Source organism: Rhizomicrobium palustre, assembly GCF_011761565.1.
Taxonomy (GTDB): Bacteria; Pseudomonadota; Alphaproteobacteria; order Micropepsales; family Micropepsaceae; genus Rhizomicrobium; species Rhizomicrobium palustre.
In genome coordinates this window covers 107,323-127,016 of sequence record NZ_JAASRM010000001.1, presented here as the reverse complement: position 1 = coordinate 127,016, position 19,694 = coordinate 107,323, and the positions used below count along the sequence as shown (strand labels likewise).

Below are 19,694 nucleotides of genomic sequence, written 5' to 3'. Positions count from 1 at the left end.
CCCGCGATGCGCATTTGGATGAAGAGTGTACTGGCTTTCGGCTGCATGATGGCTGCTTCCGTGGCAGGTGAGCCGCAAGGGACGGCAGCGGACGCGGCCCGGCTTGCCACCGCGCTGAAGCGCGTGCCCGATACCCATAAGCCCAAGAACATTATTCTCTTCATCGGCGACGGCATGGGCATCAACAGCGTTACGGCGGGGCGCATCTTCGCCAGCCAGCAGCGCGGCGGCGATGGCATCGCCTATGATCTTGCTTTCGAGAAATTTCCCTATTCCGGCTTCTCCCGCACCCATTCGGCGGATCAATATGTCACCGACTCCGCCAATGGCATCAGCGCCATCACCACGGGCGTGAAGACGATCAATGGCGCCATCGGTGTGGATGCCAATGTGAAATCCGAAAGCTGCGCGGGCGTCGCCAAGGCTAGCATTCCGACCTTGTTCGAAGACGCCAAGAAGCGCGGGCTTGCGGCAGGTGTGGTGACGACCTCGGGTATCACCGATGCGACGCCCGCAGGCGCTTATGGCCATACCTCGACGCGCGGCTGGCGCTCCGATGCCGATCTGCCGAAAGAGGCGGCGGCGGCGGGCTGCACCGATCTGGCGTGGCAATTGGTGGATGCTCCCGCCGCCATCCGCATGGATGTGGCGCTGGGCGGCGATCGGCTGGACTTTCTGCCTGCGGGCGGGGAGGTGGCTGGTGCGCGCCAGGATGGGCGCAACCTGATTGAAACGTGGAAGAAGCAAAGCGCCAAGGCCGCTTATGTGGCGAACGCCGAAGATCTCGCGGCGGTGGATGCGGCCAAGACGGATCATCTGCTGGGCTTGTTTGCGGATGGCGATCTGCCGTCGCCGGTGGATAAGGATTACCATAAGAACGTGCCTGATCTCGCCGCCATGACCCGCAAGGCCATCGAGGTGCTGAAGAAAAACAAGAACGGCTTCATTTTGATGGTGGAGTCCGCCTCTATCGACAAATGGCATCATCGCAACAACGCTTATCGGGCGCTGACCGACGTGGATGAATTGTCGAATGCGGTGGCGGCTGCCGCCGAGATGACCAGCGATAAGGATACGCTGATCATCCTCACTGCCGACCACAGCCATGGCCTGACGCTTTCCGGCGGCTTGGCGATTGGGGCTCCGGTAATGGGGCTTGCCCAGAGCGACGGCCAACCTAAGCGCGACCGGCAGGGCAACACCTATCCCGCTTTGACCTATGCCACCGGGCCGGGCGAGGGCGGCGGAGACGAACACCCCATGCTGGATCAAAAGACAGCCACCGACCCAGCTTTCAAGCAGCCCGCGCTGGTTCCGATGAACAGCGCCGCGCATGCGGGCGAGGATGTGCCGGTTTATGCCCAAGGTCCGCAGGCCTATCTGGTGTCGGGCAGCTTCGAGTCGACCTATTTGTATCAAGTTATGCGCCACGCGCTTGAGGTGAAGCCGAAATAACGTTGTTTGCCGCGCGAAGCTCTCGTTTCTGGCGAAGGACTTCGCGCGCTTTCACGGCCATTGCATTCAAGCATGGCGGCTTCGTTCAAGAAGCCCTCGGGCCCGTTTTGCACACTCCGCGGCGAATTTAACGCTGAAGGAGCGCTGCAATGGGCGTGACTGCCAAGGCCGAGCCGGGTGCTGGTCTTTTGAAGCCGAATGATCACACCCTGGTGCTGATCGATTTCCAATCCCAGATGTCCTTCGCGACAAAGTCGATCGACCCGGTGCTGCTGCGCAGCAACGCTTCGTTGATTTCCAAAGCTGCCGCCGGGTTCGGCGTGCCCGCGATTCTGACCACGGTGGCGGAAAAGACCTTCTCCGGCCCGATGTATGAAGAAATCACCGCGCCCTTTCCCAAGCAGGAGCTTCTCGACCGCACCTCGATGAATGCCTGGGAAGATGAAGCCGTGATCGCCGATGTGAACCGCATCGGCAAAAGCCGTATCGTGCTGGCGGGGCTGTGGACTTCGGTCTGCATCGTCGGCCCGGCGCTGTCGGCGATCAGCCAGGGTTTCGAGGTCTATGTCATCACCGATGCTTGCGGCGACATTTCCGAGGAAGCGCATGAGCGTGCGGTGCAGCGCATGGTGCAGGCGGGCGCCCGCCCGATGACCAGCTTGCAGTATCTGCTCGAGTTGCAGCGCGATTGGGCGCGGGCTGAGACCTATGACATGACCACGGGCATCGCCAAAGAGGTCGGCGGCGCCTATGGCCTAGGCATCATCTACGCCCGCGCCATGTTCGGCGCCCATGGCGGCTAGGGCCACGCCCTAGCTTTCGCCGTCCGAAGCTTTTTCCCGCGGGATGAACCATGAAAATCTATCTTGCCTCTCTGGCCGCCGGTCTTTTGGTGGGGATTGTCTATAGCCTGTTGCAGGTGCGCTCTCCGGCGCCGCCGCTGATCGCATTGCTGGGGCTTTTGGGCATTCTGGTGGGCGAGCAGATCATCCCACTTGGGAAACAGCTTCTGGCGGGGGAACGCCTCAAGACGGCCTGCACCGAAACCATCACTAGCGCGCATCTCTTCGGCATGCTGCCGGGCCATCCCGCCAAGGCACCGGAAAAGAAGAAGGAGACGGTGTGATGCTTGTGCCGGATCTCATTCTTCATCATGGCCGTGTCACCACGCTGGATCGGAGCAATCCCGAAGCAGAAGCGGTGGCGATTTCGGGTGGAATTTTCACGGCGGTCGGCAGCGATAAAGAAATTCTTGCGCTGGCTGGCCCCAAAACCAAAAAGATCGACCTCAAGGGCCGCCTTGTGTTGCCGGGGCTGATCGACAACCATCTGCACATCATTCGTGGCGGGCTCAATTTCAATATGGAGCTGCGCTGGGATGGGGTGAAGAGCCTCGCCGATGCCATGGGCATGCTGAAGCGGCAAGTGGCGATCACCCCGCCGCCGCAATGGGTGCGCGTGGTGGGCGGTTTCACCGAGCATCAGTTCGCCGAGAAACGGCTTCCCACGATTGAAGAGCTGAATGCGGTGGCGCCGGAAACCCCGGTCTTCATCTTGCATCTCTATGATCGTGCGCTGCTGAATGGCGCGGCTTTGCGCGCTGTCGGCTATACCAAGGATACGCCCAACCCGCCGGGCGGCGAGATTGTGCGCGATGCGGCGGGCAATCCCACCGGGCTCCTACTCGCCAAACCCAATGCCGGGCTGCTTTACGCGACTTTGGCGCGCGGACCCAAGCTGCCTTTCGATTATCAGGTCAATTCCACCCGCTATTTCCTGCGCGAGCTGAACCGCCTCGGCGTGACCGGCGCGCTGGATGCGGGCGGCGGCTTTCAGAATTATCCCGAAGACTATCAGGTCATCCAGAAGCTGGCTGATGAGGATCAGCTCACCATCCGCCTCGCCTATAATCTCTTCACCCAGAAGGCCAAGGGTGAGAAAGAGGATTTCCTGCGCTGGACGCAGAACTCCAAATACAAGCAGGGGACGGATTATTTCCGCCATAATGGGGCGGGCGAGATGCTTGTTTTCTCCGCCGCCGATTTCGAGGACTTCCGCCAGCCGCGCCCCGATATGGGGCCGGAAATGGAAGGCGAGCTTGAAGAGGTGGTGCGCATTCTGGCCGAGAACCGCTGGCCTTGGCGCATGCACGCGACCTATGACGAAACCATCACCCGTGCGCTGGATGTGTTCGAAAAGGTGAACCGCGATATTCCGCTGGACGGGATTCACTGGTTCTTCGATCACGCCGAGACGATTTCAGAACGCTCCATCGACCGTATCGCGGCGCTGGGCGGCGGCGTGGCGGTGCAGCACCGCATGGCTTATCAAGGCGAGTACTTCGTCGAGCGCTATGGGCCCAAGGCCGCTCAGGCAACCCCGCCGGTGGCACGTATGCTGGAAAAAGGCGCGCGGGTTTCGGCGGGCACCGATGCGACGCGCGTTGCCTCCTATAATCCCTGGGTGTCGCTCTCCTGGCTGGTGACGGGCAAGACGGTGGGCGGGCTGTCGCTCTATCCGAGTCACAATTGCCTGGATCGCGAAACCGCGCTTCGGATGTGGACCGAGAACGTCACCTGGTTTTCCAATGAGGAAGGCAAGAAGGGGCGTATCGCGGAAGGGCTGTTCGCCGATCTCATCATTCCCTCGGCAGATTACTTCTCGGTGCCGGAATCGGAGATTTCCGGGCTTACCTCCGATCTCACCATGGTGGGCGGGAAAATCGTTTTTGCGGCGGGCGATTTCGTGAGCCATGACGCGCCTGCGCTGCCGACGCCGGTGCCCGATTGGTCGCCCGTAAAAAGCTTCGGCGGCTATGGCGGCTGGGGCGATAGCGAAAAGACCGTTGCCCAAATGGCCTCTGCTTGCGGCTGCGCCCATTCCTGCAATGTGCATGGCCACAACCATGCCAGCGCCTGGAGCGCCGATCTGCCTACGGATGATCTTAAATCCTTCTGGGGTGTGCTCGGTTGCGCCTGCTGGGCTGTGTGATGCAGAGCTGGACGGAACGCGACCCCGGTTGGGTGGATGCCATTCTGGAATGGCGCTGGACATGGCTGTTGGCACGTGTGGGCCTCACCAGCGCGTATTTCATTGGCGGGGTGAATAAGGCGCTGGATTTTCCAGCCGCGGTGGCGGAGCAGGCGCATTTCGGCATGCAGCCCGCCGTTCTATGGGCTGGCGTCGCGGTGGTGTGCGAGCTTGTGGCGCCGGTGCTGATCGTGTGGGGCCGCTTTGTCTGGCTCGCCGCGGGGGCGTTGGGTGTGCTCACCTTCATCGCCAGCCTTCTCGCCAATGATTTCTGGAATAAGACGGGTGAAGCGCATTTCATGGCGCTGAACAGTTTCTTCGAACATATCGGCTTGATCGCGGGGCTCGTCATGGCGGCGCTCATCGCCGAACATGCCAAGCGTCAGCGCTAACGACGGGAAGGAGTATTCCATGCGTCTCTCACAGGCCTTTCTGGCTTCGGCCTTCATTGCTCTTCTGGCGCTGCCTGCGGGTGCGAAAGATGCCGCCGCGAAAGATTTCTCGGTGGGGCCGCAATACGACACCACCCATGTCTATGTCGCGCCGGAGGACTATGATCGCTTCATGGCGAGTTTCGTGGCGACCTTTGGCGGCACGCTTTCCAAGCAGGGCGTGTTCCAGGTGACGCCGACGCCGAGCCAGACCATGTCGCAAATCGCACTGACACCGGCGGGCACGATCTCCACTTTCGGCTTCAAGACACCGATCCCATATCCGTTTGGCGCCGAACGCACCGGCTATCTCGTGACGGACATCGATGCCGCTGTGAAGGCCGCCAAGAAGGCGGGTGCGACGGTGATGGTGTCGACTTTCCCTGATCCAATTGGCAAGGACGCCGTGATCACTTGGCCGGGTGGGGTGAACATGCAGCTTTATTGGCATACGACGCCGCCGAATTATCCCGCCCTTGCCACCGTGCCGGAGAACCGCGTCTATGTTTCCCCCGATGCCGCCAAGGCTTTCGTGAAAGGCTTTGTCGCTTTCGCACATGGCAAAGTGACCTCGGATACGGCCAAGGCCCCGGGTGCGGAAATCGGCAAGCCGGGCACGAGCTATCATCGCATTCGCATCGAATCCGGCTATGGCAAGATGGTGGTGCTGGTGACCGACGGGCAATTACCGTGGCCTTATGGGCGCGAGCTGACCGGCTATGAAGTCGCCGATCTCGATGCCACGCTGACCAAAGCGAAAGCGGCTGGTGCGAGCGTGATCAGCGAACCCGTCAACTCCGATGGCCGCCGCGCCGCGATGGTGCAGTTTCCCGGCGGCTATATCGCTGAAATCCACGCGCTCGTGCCGTGATGAAACGGGCGCTCTTTCCGGCGGCTGTGGCTGCATGTCTTTTCAGCCCAGACACTGCCGCGGCGGAGCGCCCTTCGATCTTGATGAACCGCTGGCAGGAGGATTGGTCGGTGCTGGCCGATCCTTCCGTGCCGCGCCAGTCGCTCGATACGCTGAAATATATTCCGCTTGGTGATGCCAAAACTTATCTCTCGCTCGGGGCGGGGCTGCGGCTGCGCTATGAAAGCAATGACGCGCCCAATTTCGGCGTCGGCGATACGCGCTCGCAATCCTATGTGATCTCGCGCCTCGAAGCGCATGCCGACCTGCGCCTCAGCCAAGGCGTGCAGGTTTTTGTGCAGCTCGACAGTGCTTTCGCGCCCGGCAAAGCGCGCATGACGCCGGTGGATCAGAACCGGCTGGATCTGGAGCAAGGTTTTGTCGCGCTGGTGGAGCCTGTGGGCGCGGGTACGCTGCGGCTTCGGGCGGGGCGGCAACAATTTGCCTTCGACTTGCAGCGTTTCGTGTCGTTGCGTGATGGGCCGAATGTGCGCCAATCCTATGATGCGCTGTGGGCCAATTACGAAATCGGGAGCTGGCGCTTCATCAGCTTCTTCAGCCATCCGGTGCAGAACCGCGATAGCGCCGCCTTTGACGATAGCAGCAATGCGCATTTGAGCTATGGCGGCTTGCGCGGCGAATATGAATTCGGGCCGGGCAGTGTGGCGCTCTATTATTCGCAATACCGCCGCGATGGCGCGGTGCTGGGCAGCCTCAAAGGCAGCGAGCGGCGCAATATCTGGGACTTACGTTCGGCGGGTGCGGTGTCGGGCTGGGATTGGGATGTGGAAGGCATGCTGCAAAGCGGCCATTTGGCGGAGCATCCGATTAACGCCTGGGCGATTGGCAGCCGCGCGGGCTATCGCTTCAGTAAGGCCGTCTGGCAGCCGCGCTTAGGTCTGCAAGCCGATGCGGCGTCGGGCGATAAGAACCCCAATGACGGCAAGATCGGCAGCTTTAATCCGCTTTTTCCGAATGGCTATTACGTCGCCTTGGCGGGCTATACCGGCTATACCAATTTCATCCATCTCAAGCCGTCGCTGACTTTGAAACCCCGCAGTGATGTCTCGCTGATGCTGGCGGGCGCGATGCAGTGGCGCCAGACCACCGCCGATGCGGTCTATACCCAGCCGATGAACCCGGTGGCGGGTACGGCGGGGCGGGGCTCGGCCTATACCGGAACCTATTACCAAGCGCGGATGGATTGGCAGATTTCCGGTCAGCTTTCCGCCGCGGTCGAGGCGGTGCGGTTTTCCGCAGGCGAGGCGATACGGCAGGCGGGCGGGCGGCCTTCCAATTATATCGGTGTTGAATTCAAATCCGGCTGGTGAGGAGACTATTATGGCCACGCGCATCGCAATCCTTCTCAGCATTTTGGGCGGCTATGTCGATACGCTGAGCTTTCTCACCTTGCAGGGCCTCTTCGCGGCCCATGTCACGGGCAATTTCGTCACCTTGGGAGCGGCGCTGGTGCTGAGCCGTTCGGGTATTACGGCCAAGCTTCTGGCATTGCCGATGTTCTGCCTGATGATCGTGCTGTCGCGCCTGCTGGGGCATCGTCTGGCCAAGGCGGGGCGTGCGCCGCTGCCCATCATGTTTGGTGTCATGGTGGTATTGTTCGCGGGTGCGACCGCGCTGGCCTTTGCCTTTGGGCCATTTACGAGTGGCGATAGCTGGATGGCGCTGGTGACAGGTATGGTGCTGGTTTCTGCCATGGCAATCCAGAACGGGGCGCAGCGGGTGCATCTGCCAAAGTTGCCGCCTTCCACGCTGATGACGGGCTCAACCACGCAAGCCATGCTCGATGTTGCCGATCTGATCGTGGGTAACGCGGGCGAGGAGCGCGGTGTCATCAGCGCGCGGCTTCAGAAGCTTGGCGTCAGCATTTTATCTTTTGCGTTTGGCTGCGGGCTTGCGGCGCTGGTGATCCATTTCGGCGGCATGTGGGGATATGCCTTGCCGCCGTTTTTCGCGGCGGGGCTTCTGTTCCTGCGCGCGGAAAAGATTTGAGGCGATCAGGCCTGCTGCGCTTTGCGCCAGGCGCCCGGCGTGAGCCCCGCGACTTGGCGGAAGGCGCGGGTGAAATGGCTCTGATCAGAGAAGCCAGCGTAAAGCGCGATATCGGCAAGGCTCTGGGTGTCTGCGAGCAGCATTTCCTGGGCCCGGCGGATGCGGATGTTCATATGCCAGCGTGAGGGGGCCACGCCGGTAGAGGTCTTGAACGCACGGCCGAAATGGGATTGCGAAATTCCGGCGAGGCGCGCGAGATCGGCGAGGAAAAGCTGTTCGCGCCAATGCTCTTCCAGATAGGCGATCACACGTTGCAAGGCGCGCGGGGCAAGGCCGCCTTTGGCCGGCTTCTGCGCCCGCTCGGTGATGGCAAGCAATGCCGCGGTCAGGGCATGCGCGAGGCTTTCGCCGTACATTCGCCCGTTAGGTCCGCCTTGCTGGGTTTCGTCGGCCAGCATGGCGGCAAGCTGGCGGACGACCGGATCGGAAAACGTCGCGAGCTGCGATATCTCTTGTAACGCGGCCATGTTGTGCCCGGCTCGCTGCAATTTGGCGGCATCGAAAAAGATGAAGATGCGGCGGGCAAAAGCGATATGGTCCGCACTCTCCCATACCGGCTTTCCTGCCGGAACAAGGTAAAGCTCGGCATTGCCACGCCGAGGCCTTGCTTTGGCGCCATGCGGTTGGCTCTGCATTTCGACTTGGCCGCCGCGAGTCTCCAGACAAACCGCGAGCCACGGGCATTCGGCGCATTTTTGCGCGAGGTGGCGCCCAGGTCCCTGGAGTAAATCCACTTGAACGGTAAGGCCATCCCAATGCTGCTCAGGATAGCTGATTGCCGTAACGGCAGACGTGCGCGTGCCTTCTTCTAATGCAGAATTACAGAGTTCAGCCGTAAGCGCGCCCATATTTGCCCGTATCGAAGAACACGCACATGTTGCCTGACGGGACAGAGTAACGCGTGTTAATAGTTGTAAATTGCTTTTGCTGGATTTGAGGACAGGGGAATTGCAGCACGCTGCAGCCGGATCTATCCGCGTTTATAGGTTTGAGAATTTTCGCCTCATCCCGTCGCAGGATCGCCTTTATGAAGGCGATGTACCGGTCGCTGTGGGATCGCGCGCGCTGGCCATTCTGGCGGTGCTGGTGGAACGATCCGGAGACGTCGTTTCCAAAAATGACCTGATGGCCAAGGTCTGGCCGGGCATTTTTGTTGAGGAAGCGAATCTGCGTGTGCACATTACAGCCTTGCGCCGTCTGCTCGGCGGCACGGGGCCGGTGTCCCATTACATCGCCAATGTGCCAGGGCGCGGTTATCGCTTCATGCCGCGGGTATCCGTAACGGAAATGCCTGCAGAGAGTGCGGCGCAAGCCGTCGAATTGCCGAGCCAGCGCGATTATCCGCGGCTCGGCACCAGGTTGGTGGGGCGCGGCGAAACCGTGGCCGCCCTCACACGCGAGCTAGCACAACGCCGCTGGGTCACGGTGACGGGCTCAGGCGGTATCGGCAAGACTTCGGTGGCACTCGCGGTGGCCGACGCGGCGCTCCAAACCTATCCCGATGGGGTGCGGTTTATCGATTTTGCGGCGCTGACGGATGTCGAGGCTGTGCCAGGGGCCGTGCTTTCCGCCCTGGGCGTGAGTGGGGCCGGCGAAAAAACGATTGCCGCGATCATCGCGGTGCTGAGGCCCAAGCGCATGCTGCTCATCCTTGATAATTGCGAGCATCTGCGCGACGCGGCGGGCGAGCTGGCGCTGGCACTGTTTAACGGTGCGCCACAAACCGGGCTTCTGGTCACCAGCCGCGAGCCATTACGCATTGAGGGAGAGCGGGTGTTCCGGCTTCAGCCTTTGGCGATGCCGCCGCTAGAAGGCGCCAAGGACGCGGATCTCTCTGTTTACGCTGCGGTGGAGCTTTTCATCGAACGCGCCAATGAGCGTGCGCAGGTCGAAAGCAGCGATCTGCCGCTGATTGCTGAGATTTGCCGCCGCCTGGATGGCATTCCGCTCGCCATCGAACTGGCGGCGGGGCAGGTGGAAGTGTTTGGCGTGCGTGGGCTCGCGGCACTGCTGGAAGAAAAATTCGCGCTGGTCATGCGCGATAAGCGCCGCGCCCTGCCGCGTCATCGCACCTTGCTGGAAACCCTTGATTGGAGTTTCGAAAATCTTCCGCCGCAAGAGCAGGCGCTGCTGTTGGAACTAGCGATCTTTGCCGGACCATTTGAGGCCGCGGATGTGCGTGCGGTAGCGCTGTGCGGACGCAGCGCCAATGTACTCGATGACCTTGCCTGTTTGATCGACAAATCCCTGGTCGCGATCAGTATGGGCGAGGAACGCGTCACTTATCGGCTGTTGGAGACGACGCGCGCCTATGCCCGCGAAAAGCTGGAGGCGGCGGAGGTCTATCCCACCATCGCGCGGCGCCATGCCGAGTATTATGCCAGTTTATTGGATAGCATTCTGGCTCAGCGTGATGGGCTGACGCCGGTGCAGTGGACGCGGGCGCATGGGCATGTGCTCGACAATATCCACGCTGCGCTGCAATGGGCGCTGACGGAGGCGACGGCGGCGGAGCTCGGTGTCGCGATGACGCTGAAGGTTCTGGCGCTGTGGCACCGGCTGTCGCTGTTGGAAGATTGCCGCCGTTACGTCGAACTTGCCTTGCAGCGCGTGCCTGCGGGGGATGCGCGCAACGCGCGCCCGCGGATGATCCTGCTGCAAGCCTTGGGGCAGACGGTTCCGGCCACGCTGGGGGTGGGGCGCGAGGTCGAATCCTGGTGGCGTGAGGCCTATGGCATTGCCGAGCAACTCGGCGATCGCGAAAACCAAGTGCGCAGCCTGGTCGGGCTATGGGCGACGCAGTGCTATACCGCCAATTATCAAGAGGCGCTGGTGACGGCGGAACGCTTCCGTGTCCAGACCGGCTCGGATGCCGATGAATGCGTCGCCGACCGCATGGTGGGCACGGTGCTGCATGTATTGGGCGACCAGACCAAAGCCTTGGCGCATCTGGAACGCTCGCTGACCTATTACGACAAGCCTGCAGTGCCCGGCGCCAATGTACGCTTCCTTTTGGATCAGAAACTGTTGAGCCAGGGGGCGCTCGCCTCGGTGCAGTGGTTATGTGGACAAGCGGATCGCTCTTGGGAATTGATCCGCAAGGCCATGGAAAGCGCATTGGCCGAGCCGCATGCCTTCACGCTGTGTAATCTGCTCGCCCATTACGCTTGTCCCTTGGGATTGTTCACTGGCAATCTCGATGCGGCGTTGCGCTATACCGCGCTGCTCTTGGAGCAGACAGACAGTCACGGGCTGGAGGTGTGGCGGCGCTGGGCGCTGGCCTTTGAAGCGCTGCTGGGCTTGCACAAGAATTTCACACCGGAAGGCTTCGCCGCCTATGAGCAGGCGATGGGGAATCTGCCGCCCAATAATGCGCATCCCCGCTACAAGGTGTTGTTGTGGTCTTATGGCTGGGCGATGGGCCGGGCGGGGGCGAGCGACAAGGCGATACGCCTGCTCGATGGCATGCGTGCCGATCTTCAAGGTAATGGCGAGCTGTGGTGCGTGCCGGAAGTGATGCGGATGAAGGCGGATGTCTTGACCGGACTCGGCAATTCGCTTGCAGCCGAAGCCTTGCTGGAAGAGGCGATGGCTTTAGCGCGAAAACAAGGCGCCCTGGCTTGGGAGTTGAAAGCCGCGATTACTCTTTCGCGGCTGCTGCTCGCCCAAGGCCGCCGCAAAGAGGCTGCGACGGCCCTGGAAGAGCGCGTCCGGCTTTTCACCGAAGGGTGGGGGACCGGTGACATGCGGGACGCAAAAACACTTCTGGAGATGCTGGCGGGGTGATTATTCCTCGACCAGATGCGCTTCCACGAACCAGAGCTGCTTGTCCACCGCGCGCGAGACCTCGGTGAAAACGTCCGCGGTATCGGCATCGCCGATGGCGGCCGCCTTGTCGATGTCGGCGCGCAGATGCTTGCCGAATTCGGCCAGCGCCGCCGCGACGGCCTTCAAATGCGCCGCGCCGCCTTTGGCCTGCAGCGGGTATTCATAGAGCGTGGTTTTGGCAGAGGTGGTCTGCACCCGGCCATCGGCAATGCCGCCAATGGTGGTGATGCGCTCGGCCAGGGTATCGGTAAGGTCTTCGATTTCGCCATGCAGCTTGTCGAAAAGCTCATGCAGCTGGAAGAAATCGCGCCCCTTCACGTTCCAATGCGCCTGTTTCAGCTGGGCTTCGAGGTCCAGGCTGTCGGAGAGGCGCGCCTGCAACAGGCCCGCGGATTCCTTGCGGATATGCTGGGCGAGATCGAGATGCGAAGCGAAGATGTAGGTTTCTTGAGTCATGGTTCTCACGCTTTCACAAAGGCCAGAAGATCGGGATTGATGACATCGGCGTGCACGGTGCACATGCCATGGGGGTAGCCCTTGTAGGTCTTGAGCTCGCCCTTCTTGAGCAGCTTGACCGAGAGCAGGGCGGAATCGGCGATGGGCACGATCTGATCGTCTTCGCCATGCAGCACCAGCGCCGGAATATCGATCGCCTTCAAATCGTCGGTGAAATCGGTTTCGGAGAAGGCCTTGATGCAATCGTAATGGGCCTTAGTGCCGCCCATCATGCCCTGACGCCACCAGTTCAGGCGCACGCCTTCCAGGGTGGCGACGCCGGGGCGGTTGAAGCCATAAAACGGCAGCGGCACCTGCCAGAAGAACTCCGCGCGATTGGCCAGAAGCTCTTTGCGGAAGCCGTCAAACACTTCCATCGGCAGGCCGCCGGGATTGGCCGGGGTCTTCAGCATGATGGGCGGCACCGCACCGATCAGCACCACCTTGGCGACGCGGCCTTTGCCATAACGCGCGGCATAGGCGGCGACTTCACCGCCACCGGTGGAGTGGCCGATATGGATGGCATTCTTCAGATCGAGATGTTCGGCAAGCTCGGCCACATCCTTGGCATAGGTCGCCATGTCGTTGCCGGTGTCGGTCTGGGTGGAGCGGCCATGGCCACGGCGGTCATGGGCGATGATGCGATAGCCGTGCTGCAGGAAATACAGCATCTGCGCGTCCCAATCGTCGGAGGACAAGGGCCAGCCATGATGGAACACGACCGGCTGGCCGCTGCCCCAATCCTTATAGAAAATTTCGGTACCGTCTTTGGTCTTGAAGAAGGACATGGCGGAATCTCCGTGAGGAATGGGCTTTGCTCCCGCAGCCGCAAAAGGCGTGGCGGCCAAAAGCGCGGCCGCGCCTGCGCCAATAAAAACATCCCGCCGGGTGGAGGTGAGAAATGGGGTGTCGATCATTGGCCTTGGCGATGAGAGTTTCACCCGCCAGTCTGCCCGCGCGCCTAAGCTCCGCCTTGAACCCCATGGGTTGCATGGAACAAATTGATCGCGAAAAAGCGGGCTTTGAGGCATAGGAAGGGAGTGGTCCGCGCCGCTTTTCGCTGGGGTAAGCCGTCCGGCATGGCCTCAAGCGGGTTCGATGCGTCGCGATTTCTCGTATTCCTGGTGTGGTATGCCGCTTTCGTCTTTTGCCTTACCTGATTTGCCGGTCGCGGAGTGCTTGCCGCGATTGACCTCTGTGCTTGCCGCTGAGCCCAATGCCGTGCTGGTGGCTCCGCCGGGCGCGGGCAAAACCACCAGCGTGCCGCTGGCGCTGCTTGGCGCGGCGCCGATGGGTGAGGGGCGTATCCTGATGCTGGAGCCGCGCCGTCTGGCCGCGCGCGCCGCCGCCACCCGTATGGCCTCGCTGATCGGCGAGAAGGTGGGTGAGACGGTCGGCTTTCGCACGCGTCTGGAAAGCGCGGTGTCCTCTTCGACACGTATCGAGGTGGTGACGACGGGGCTGTTGGTGCGCCGCCTTCTGGGCGATCCCGGCTTGGAGGGCGTGTCCACGGTCATCCTCGACGAAATTCACGAGCGCTCGCTGGAAGCCGATCTGGCGCTGGCGCTCAGCCTCGATGCGCAAGCGATGCTGCGGCCGGATTTGCGCCTGATCGCCATGTCGGCAACGCTGGATGGCGCGCGGCTCTCGGCAATCATGAAAGCGCCCATCGTGGAAAGCGAAGGGCGGATGTTCCCGGTCGATATCCGCTATGCCGCCCGCGATATTCAGCATCCGCGCGATCTGCCGGACACCATGGCGCGCGCGATCCGCTCTGCGCTGAACGAGGCTCCCGGCGATATTCTCGCTTTCCTGCCGGGTATGGCGGAGATCCGCCGCACCGAGACAGCTTTGGAAGGCGTGGATGCCCTGGTGCTGCCGCTGCATGGCGATCTGCCGCCCGCGGCGCAGGATATGGCGTTGAAGCCTGCCGAGCGCCGCCGTGTGGTGCTGGCGACCTCTATTGCGGAAACCTCGCTCACCGTGCCGGGCGTGCGCATTGTTATCGATAGCGGCTTTCGCCGCGCGCCACGTTTCGATCCTTCCAGCGGATTGACCCAGCTTGTCACCGAACGCGTCAGCCGCGCGGTCGCCGATCAGCGCTCTGGCCGTGCGGGGCGTGAGGCGCCGGGCATCGCCATGCGGCTTTGGAGCGAAGCGGCGCAGCGCTGGCTTCGCGCCTTCGATCGTCCCGAAATTCTGGATGCGGAGCTTTCCGGCCTGGTGCTGGATTGCGCCGCCTGGGGCACGCCGGTGAACGAGCTTGCTTTCCTCGATGCGCCGCCCAGCGGGGCTGTGGCCGCTGCGCGCGAATTGCTGGTGGAGCTTGGCGCGATGGAGGAGGGCGGTGCGATCACGCCGCTCGGCAAGCGCATGAACAGCATCGGTGCGCATCCAAGACTCTCCGCCATGATGCTGGCCGCCGAAACGCCGGAAGAAGCCGCACGCGCCTGCGATATCGCGGCCTTACTCGAAGCGCGCGATCCCTTGCGCGGCGGGCCGGAGGCGCCCGCGGATATTTCAGCACGGCTGGATGCGATTGAAGCGCCGTCTTCCGTGGCGGGGGCGGATCGCAGCGCTATCCACATGATCCGCCAAGCCACCAAGCAATATCGCGGCCGTCTCGGCATTGGCGCCGCCCGGGAGGCAAGCGGCAATCCCGCGCCGCTCATCGCAGCGGCCTTTCCCGATAGGCTGGCGCAGCGCCGCAATGAACCGGGCAGTTTCAGGCTTTCCGGCGGGGGCGGAGCGAAGCTTTCCGTCAGCGATCCCTTGGCGAAGGAACCGCTTCTCGCTGTCGCGGCGCTGGAAATGAAAACTTCGCCCCGTATCACCATGGCCGCGCCGCTTTCTCTCGCAGAACTGCCAGCCTCGCTTGCGGGGCGGATTGTCGAGCGGGTGGAAACCAGTCTTGATCCAGCTACCGGCAGTGTGATGGCGCGGCGGCGCAAATGCTTAGGCGTGCTGGTGCTGGAAGAACGCGCCGCGCCGCCTGAGCCGGAAGATGCTGCCCGAGCTCTGGTGGATGCGGTGCGTATTACGCCTGCGCATCTTCCCTGGACGGAGGCGGCGCGTAATCTGCAAGCGCGGCTGAAGCTGATGCATGGCATAGAGCCTGATATCTGGCCCGCCAGCGATGAGGCGAGCTTGATCGCCGATCTTGACGACTGGCTGCTGCCGCATCTGCACGGGCTGACGCGGCTTTCCGATGTTGCTGCGCTCGATCTCCATGCGATTTTGCTAGACCGGCTGGAATGGTCGCTGAAGGCGCGGTTGGAAAAGGAATTGCCGACCCATCTGGCGCTTCCCGGCGGGCGGGCGGCGGTGGATTACACCGAACCGGTTCCCATCGCCTCGGCGCGGGCGCAGTATTTCTATGGCCTTGCTGAGACGCCCAAGCTTGCGGGCGGGCGAGTGCCTTTGCGGCTGGCGCTGCTTTCACCGGCTGGGCGGCCGATTGCGCTCACTGCTGACATCGCGGGTTTCTGGAAAGGCGCTTGGGCGGATGCGCGGCGCGACATGCGTGGGCGTTATCCCAAGCATAATTGGCCGGAGAATCCGCTTTTGCGTTAAGCTGGCGATAGCGCGTAAGCTGGTTGGCAATCTGAGGGATCATCATTGGTGTGGACGCGTCTGACGAGTTTGTTCAAGCCGCAACCGGCGGAGCCGAAATTGGCACCGGGCGTCACGGTCTATGCCATCGGCGATATCCACGGCCGTGCTGATCTCTTGGAAGATCTGCTTGGGAAAATTCAGGCCGATGCCGCGCCGGAAAACGAGAATACACTCATCTTCGTGGGCGACTATATCGACCGCGGGCCGCACTCAGCCGCTGTGGTGGAGCGAGTCTCAGCTCTCGATTGGCCGGGGTGGACCATCATCCGCCTGAAGGGCAATCACGAGCAGGCGCTGCTCGACTTCCTCTCCAATCCCGAGACCTATCAGCAATGGCGCAATTTCGGTGCGCCCGAAACGCTGTGGAGCTATGGCGTCAAACCGCCGAGCTTTTCCAATGCGGCCTCGATCTATGAAGCGCAGGAGGCTTTTCGCGTCGCCTTCCCCCGCCATCATCTCGCGTTTTTTATGGACCTGAAGGAATCCTATAGCGTCGGAGGATATTTTTTCGCCCATGCAGGCGTTCGCCCGGGGATCGCGCTGGAGCGCCAAGTCGCGGGCGACCTTCTTTGGATACGCGATGAGTTTTTGTTGTCTGAAGAGGATTTCGGCAAGGTTGTCGTGCATGGCCACAGCCCTTCGGAACGGCCTATACGGCGTTCCAATCGCATCGGTATCGATACGGGGGCTTATGTCACCAATGTTCTGACCGCTGTGAAACTCAGCGGCGACGCCGTAAGCTTCTTATCCGCATCAATCGGGCAGTAACTTAATTCTGCGCGCCGGTCTCTGCGGTCGCCAGTCCAATTCCCTTCATAGAGGAATCCAGCGTGACCCAGCCCCAATCGTTGGCCGCGTCCTGGCGCGCGAGCCAGCGGTAGCCGGTCTTCTCCCAGCCGCGAATATCATCGGTGAGGTTATCGAGAACGAAATCGCCGTGATCCGTCGCAACCGTGAGAACGGCATGGCGGTCGTTCTGCGGCGTGATCGCCACCGCCATGCGCAGCGCCTTCATGGGCAGGCCGAGTTTGGCCAGTTGCTGCCTTTTCGTCAGGGCGTAGTCATCGCAATCGCCATAGCCGTCGGTCGGGATGGTCCAATATTCCGCACGACCATAATGGGTGCGATCCTCCTCCGGCCAGATGTCGGCGTTCACGTGTCTGTTGACTTGGGCGATCTCGGACCACACCGCGGGGGTGAGGGCCACGACCGGCGCTTCGTCTTTCGCCGAACTGCACTGATCCCCAAATCGCAGGCAGAAGCCGACAAAGCCGGGCGGCGGGTCTTTCTCGGGGGAGCCCGCAGGCATCATCGTGGTGATCGGCAAGTTTGCCTGTGATGCAACTTCAGTGGGAACAGTTTGGCAGGCCCCAAGTCCCAGGGCTGCGAAGCCGAGTACTGCCAACGCTCTAATGCGGACCATCTCTGCGCCACTCGTAAGTGCGCAGCTAAATTAGGCAGCTCCCATTTGAGGCCGCGTTAGGCCAAGCTGTTAGGTTTAAATCTCTTTTCGCTAAAATTTTACCGGTATTAGCAATGCTCTGTTCCGCCTTGGCGCGGTGCTGGCTCGAATGGCTGGCGCCGCGCTTTTGCTTTGGCTGGTCAGGCTTTCGGCTCGGCTTCCAGCCAATGCAGGCTGAAGCGCTGCTCCGCATCCGTCCAGCTTTTCACTGGCACAAAGCCGCAGGACATTGCGAGGGTCTGAAAACCATCCAATGTGTATTTATAGGAATTTTCCGTATGAATACTTTCTCCGCTGTGAAACCTGATATCCCGGCCGAGAACAAAGACGTTCTGCGCCTTGCGGCTGACAAGGTGCATTTCGATGCGCTGGTGGAAGGGGTGATAGAAGGCATAATGGTCAAACGCGGAGAGATCGAAGCTGGTCTCCAATTCGCGATTGGCTCGGGCGAGAATATTCTTATTGAAGGCGGCAGTGATATTCTGACTGTCATTATAGGCGGCGTGGAGCACGGCGGGGTTCTTTACCAGATCAACGCCGATGAGCAGCGCGGATAGATGCGGGCGTAGCCGCTTCAGGAAATGACTGGCTTCCTGCGGCGTGAAATTGCCGATGGTTGAGCCAGGGAAGAAGCCGATGCGCTCGGCGGCGGAGGAGGAGGCGGGCCAGAAAAATTCCGCCGTGAAATCGGCCTCCACCGGCTCAACCAATAGCGATGGTCTATTCTGCCGGAGCTGTCGCGCGCGATCGTGCAGGAACGGGCCTGAAATATCGACCGGAACATAGGCCCGTGGCGCCTCCAAGGCGTCGAGGAGTATCTCTACCTTTCGCAAGGCGCCGGCGCCAAGTTCCACCAGCACCGCGTTCGGCCCGGCCAATCGCGCCATCTCGGCGGCATGGGCCTTAAGCAGCGCAGTCTCGACGCGGGTGGGATAATATTCGGGTAGTCTGCAAATCTCCTCGAAGAGCTCGGAGCCCGCTTCGTCGTAGAAGTATTTTGCTGGAAGAGTCTTTGGCGTGCGCGATAAGCCCTCCAGGAAATCCTCTGCAAAATCGCTCAAGCGCCTTTGTGGCAATGCGATGGTCATGCATCCTCCGCCATGCGAATGCCGCTGAACTGCCAACGCGCAGCGGGAGGGAAAAAGTTACGATAACTGGCGCGGATATGGCCGGGCGGGGTTGCGCAGGAACCGCCGCGCAGCACCAATTGGCCGACCATGAACTTGCCATTATATTCGGAGGCCGCCCCCCCAAAGCTGCGAAAGCCAGGGTAGGGATCATAAGAGGAGCGCGTCCACTCCCAGGCATCGCCATAGAACTGCCGATCGGCGGCAGAGCGTGCCGGGCGCGGATGCAGAACGCTGCGGTCGAGCAATTGCCCCGTTACCGGAAGGTCCTTCACGGCGGCCTCCCATTCAAATTCGGTGGCAAGCCGCTTCCCGGCCCAGGCTGCATAAGCGGCAGCCTCATAGAAGCTCACATGTATAACCGGTTCTGCGGGGTCGCGCGGGCGCAAGCCGTGCAGCGTGAAATGCATTCCGTCGTCCTGCCAATATAGCGGCGCTTGCCAGCCTTGGCTTTTCGCGAGCGCCCAACCGTCGGACAACCAGAATTCCGGGCGCCGGTAGCCGCCGTCTTGAATGAAGTCTGCATATTCGGCGTTGGTGATAAGGCGCGAGGCGATGCGAAAGGGTGACAGCAAAATCTCGTGGCGGGGGCGCTCGTTATCGAAGGCAAAATCCTCGCCCGCATGCCCCACAGCAACGCGCCCGCCATCATGCGGGATAAAGCGCAAGGGGGGCGCTATGTGCTGGTGCGGCGGCGGGGGTGGCGCATAGGCGGGCAGAAGCGGATTGCGCGAAAAGGCGTGTTTGATGTCAGTGAGCAGCAATTCCTGATGTTGCTGTTCATGCTGCAAACCGAGCTCAATCAGCCCGGCCACCGCGGGATCATCCAGAACCGATTGCATCGCGGCATCGACATGGGCGCGATACTCCAGCACGTCGCGCGCGCTAGGGCGGCTTAAAAGTCCGCGTTCGGCCCGCAGCATGGGCGTGCCGAGGCCGAGGTAATAAGAATTGAAGATGGCATCAAAACGTGCATCGAAGCCGCGATAAGCCGAATCCCGCTGCAGCAGCATGCGTTCGAAGAACCAGCTTGTATGCCCAAGATGCCATTTCGTCGGGCTCGCGTCCGGCATCGATTGCAGCGATTGGTCTTCTGGCGACAGTGGACGCGCGAGCGCTTCGGTCTCGGCGCGGATCATCTCGTAACGGCGCCGCAAACTGTCGTGAGGGGAAGATGATGGCATCCGTACTCCTGTAGTGCGGTCGCGTTTCTAAGTGTTTTGTCGAATGCGTGGCGAGTGTTTCTAGCTACTGCACTCTCAAAATATAGG

Annotated in this window: 17 protein-coding genes; 11 read left to right on the top strand and 6 right to left on the bottom strand. The window is 61.4% G+C overall.

Going from position 1 to position 19,694, the window contains the following annotated elements; translation table 11 throughout:
* The first annotated feature begins 6 nt into the window (after window positions 1-6).
* The 8 genes from FHS83_RS00525 to FHS83_RS00490 all read left to right on the top strand — a co-directional run bounded on the left by FHS83_RS00525 (window position 7) and on the right by FHS83_RS00490 (window position 7,836).
* Complete coding sequence (locus tag FHS83_RS00525) at window positions 7-1,455, top strand: alkaline phosphatase (RefSeq protein WP_208414156.1); 1,449 nt, start codon at window positions 7-9, stop codon at window positions 1,453-1,455.
* 149 nt (window positions 1,456-1,604) lie between these two features.
* Window positions 1,605-2,258 carry a hydrolase gene (locus tag FHS83_RS00520; protein ID WP_167079814.1) on the top strand — a complete coding sequence of 218 codons (654 nt, stop codon included), beginning with the start codon at window positions 1,605-1,607 and terminating at the stop codon, window positions 2,256-2,258.
* Between the two features lie 50 nt (window positions 2,259-2,308).
* Window positions 2,309-2,581 (top strand): DUF1427 family protein, encoded by a 273-nt coding sequence (locus tag FHS83_RS00515; protein WP_167079812.1) that lies wholly within the window; start codon window positions 2,309-2,311, stop codon window positions 2,579-2,581.
* Complete coding sequence (locus FHS83_RS00510; protein WP_167085157.1) at window positions 2,581-4,446, top strand: amidohydrolase; 1,866 nt, start codon at window positions 2,581-2,583, stop codon at window positions 4,444-4,446. The genes FHS83_RS00515 and FHS83_RS00510 overlap by 1 nt, the downstream gene beginning before the upstream one ends.
* On the top strand, window positions 4,446-4,877 hold the full coding sequence (locus tag FHS83_RS00505; RefSeq protein WP_167079810.1) for a DoxX family protein: 432 nt from the start codon (window positions 4,446-4,448) through the stop codon (window positions 4,875-4,877). Before FHS83_RS00510 ends, FHS83_RS00505 begins: the two co-directional genes overlap by 1 nt.
* Window positions 4,878-4,896: 19 nt before the next feature.
* A complete protein-coding gene (locus FHS83_RS00500) occupies window positions 4,897-5,787 on the top strand; it encodes a VOC family protein (RefSeq protein ID WP_167079807.1) in 891 nt (296 codons plus the stop codon).
* 83 nt (window positions 5,788-5,870) lie between these two features.
* A complete protein-coding gene (locus FHS83_RS00495; protein ID WP_208414154.1) occupies window positions 5,871-7,157 on the top strand; it encodes an alginate export family protein in 1,287 nt (428 codons plus the stop codon).
* Between the two features lie 10 nt (window positions 7,158-7,167).
* On the top strand, window positions 7,168-7,836 hold the full coding sequence (locus FHS83_RS00490) for a YoaK family protein (RefSeq protein ID WP_167079803.1): 669 nt from the start codon (window positions 7,168-7,170) through the stop codon (window positions 7,834-7,836).
* Window positions 7,837-7,841: 5 nt separating this feature from the next.
* Here FHS83_RS00490 and FHS83_RS00485 read toward each other — a convergent pair whose 3' ends face one another.
* Window positions 7,842-8,531: a helix-turn-helix domain-containing protein gene (locus FHS83_RS00485; protein ID WP_167079801.1), complete on the bottom strand. Its 690-nt coding sequence runs from the start codon at window positions 8,529-8,531 to the stop codon at window positions 7,842-7,844.
* A 313-nt stretch (window positions 8,532-8,844) separates the two neighbouring features.
* Between FHS83_RS00485 and FHS83_RS00480 the strand changes: the two genes are divergently transcribed.
* A complete protein-coding gene (locus FHS83_RS00480; RefSeq protein ID WP_167079799.1) occupies window positions 8,845-11,682 on the top strand; it encodes an ATP-binding protein in 2,838 nt (945 codons plus the stop codon).
* On the opposite strand, the gene dps is transcribed toward FHS83_RS00480, so the two are convergent.
* Window positions 11,683-12,180 carry a DNA starvation/stationary phase protection protein Dps gene (dps, locus tag FHS83_RS00475; protein ID WP_167079797.1) on the bottom strand — a complete coding sequence of 166 codons (498 nt, stop codon included), beginning with the start codon at window positions 12,178-12,180 and terminating at the stop codon, window positions 11,683-11,685.
* A gap of 5 nt (window positions 12,181-12,185) precedes the next feature.
* A complete protein-coding gene (locus FHS83_RS00470; RefSeq protein ID WP_208414153.1) occupies window positions 12,186-13,007 on the bottom strand; it encodes an alpha/beta fold hydrolase in 822 nt (273 codons plus the stop codon).
* A 310-nt stretch (window positions 13,008-13,317) separates the two neighbouring features.
* On the opposite strand from FHS83_RS00470, the gene hrpB reads away from it, so the two are divergent.
* Window positions 13,318-15,792, top strand: coding sequence for an ATP-dependent helicase HrpB (hrpB, locus tag FHS83_RS00465; protein WP_208414152.1), 2,475 nt, complete (start codon window positions 13,318-13,320; stop codon window positions 15,790-15,792).
* A 48-nt stretch (window positions 15,793-15,840) separates the two neighbouring features.
* Window positions 15,841-16,602, top strand: coding sequence for a metallophosphoesterase (locus FHS83_RS00460; RefSeq protein WP_208414151.1), 762 nt, complete (start codon window positions 15,841-15,843; stop codon window positions 16,600-16,602).
* A gap of 1 nt (window position 16,603) precedes the next feature.
* Here the strand turns inward: FHS83_RS00460 and FHS83_RS00455 are convergent, their stop codons facing one another.
* The 3 genes from FHS83_RS00455 to egtB form a co-directional block, all read right to left on the bottom strand.
* Complete coding sequence (locus FHS83_RS00455; RefSeq protein WP_167079790.1) at window positions 16,604-17,161, bottom strand: transglutaminase-like cysteine peptidase; 558 nt, start codon at window positions 17,159-17,161, stop codon at window positions 16,604-16,606.
* Window positions 17,162-17,436: 275 nt separating this feature from the next.
* Window positions 17,437-18,384, bottom strand: coding sequence for an L-histidine N(alpha)-methyltransferase (egtD, locus tag FHS83_RS00450; protein ID WP_167079788.1), 948 nt, complete (start codon window positions 18,382-18,384; stop codon window positions 17,437-17,439).
* On the bottom strand, window positions 18,381-19,607 hold the full coding sequence (gene egtB, locus FHS83_RS00445) for an ergothioneine biosynthesis protein EgtB (RefSeq protein ID WP_167079786.1): 1,227 nt from the start codon (window positions 19,605-19,607) through the stop codon (window positions 18,381-18,383). The genes egtD and egtB overlap by 4 nt, the downstream gene beginning before the upstream one ends.
* Window positions 19,608-19,694 lie beyond the last annotated feature (87 nt).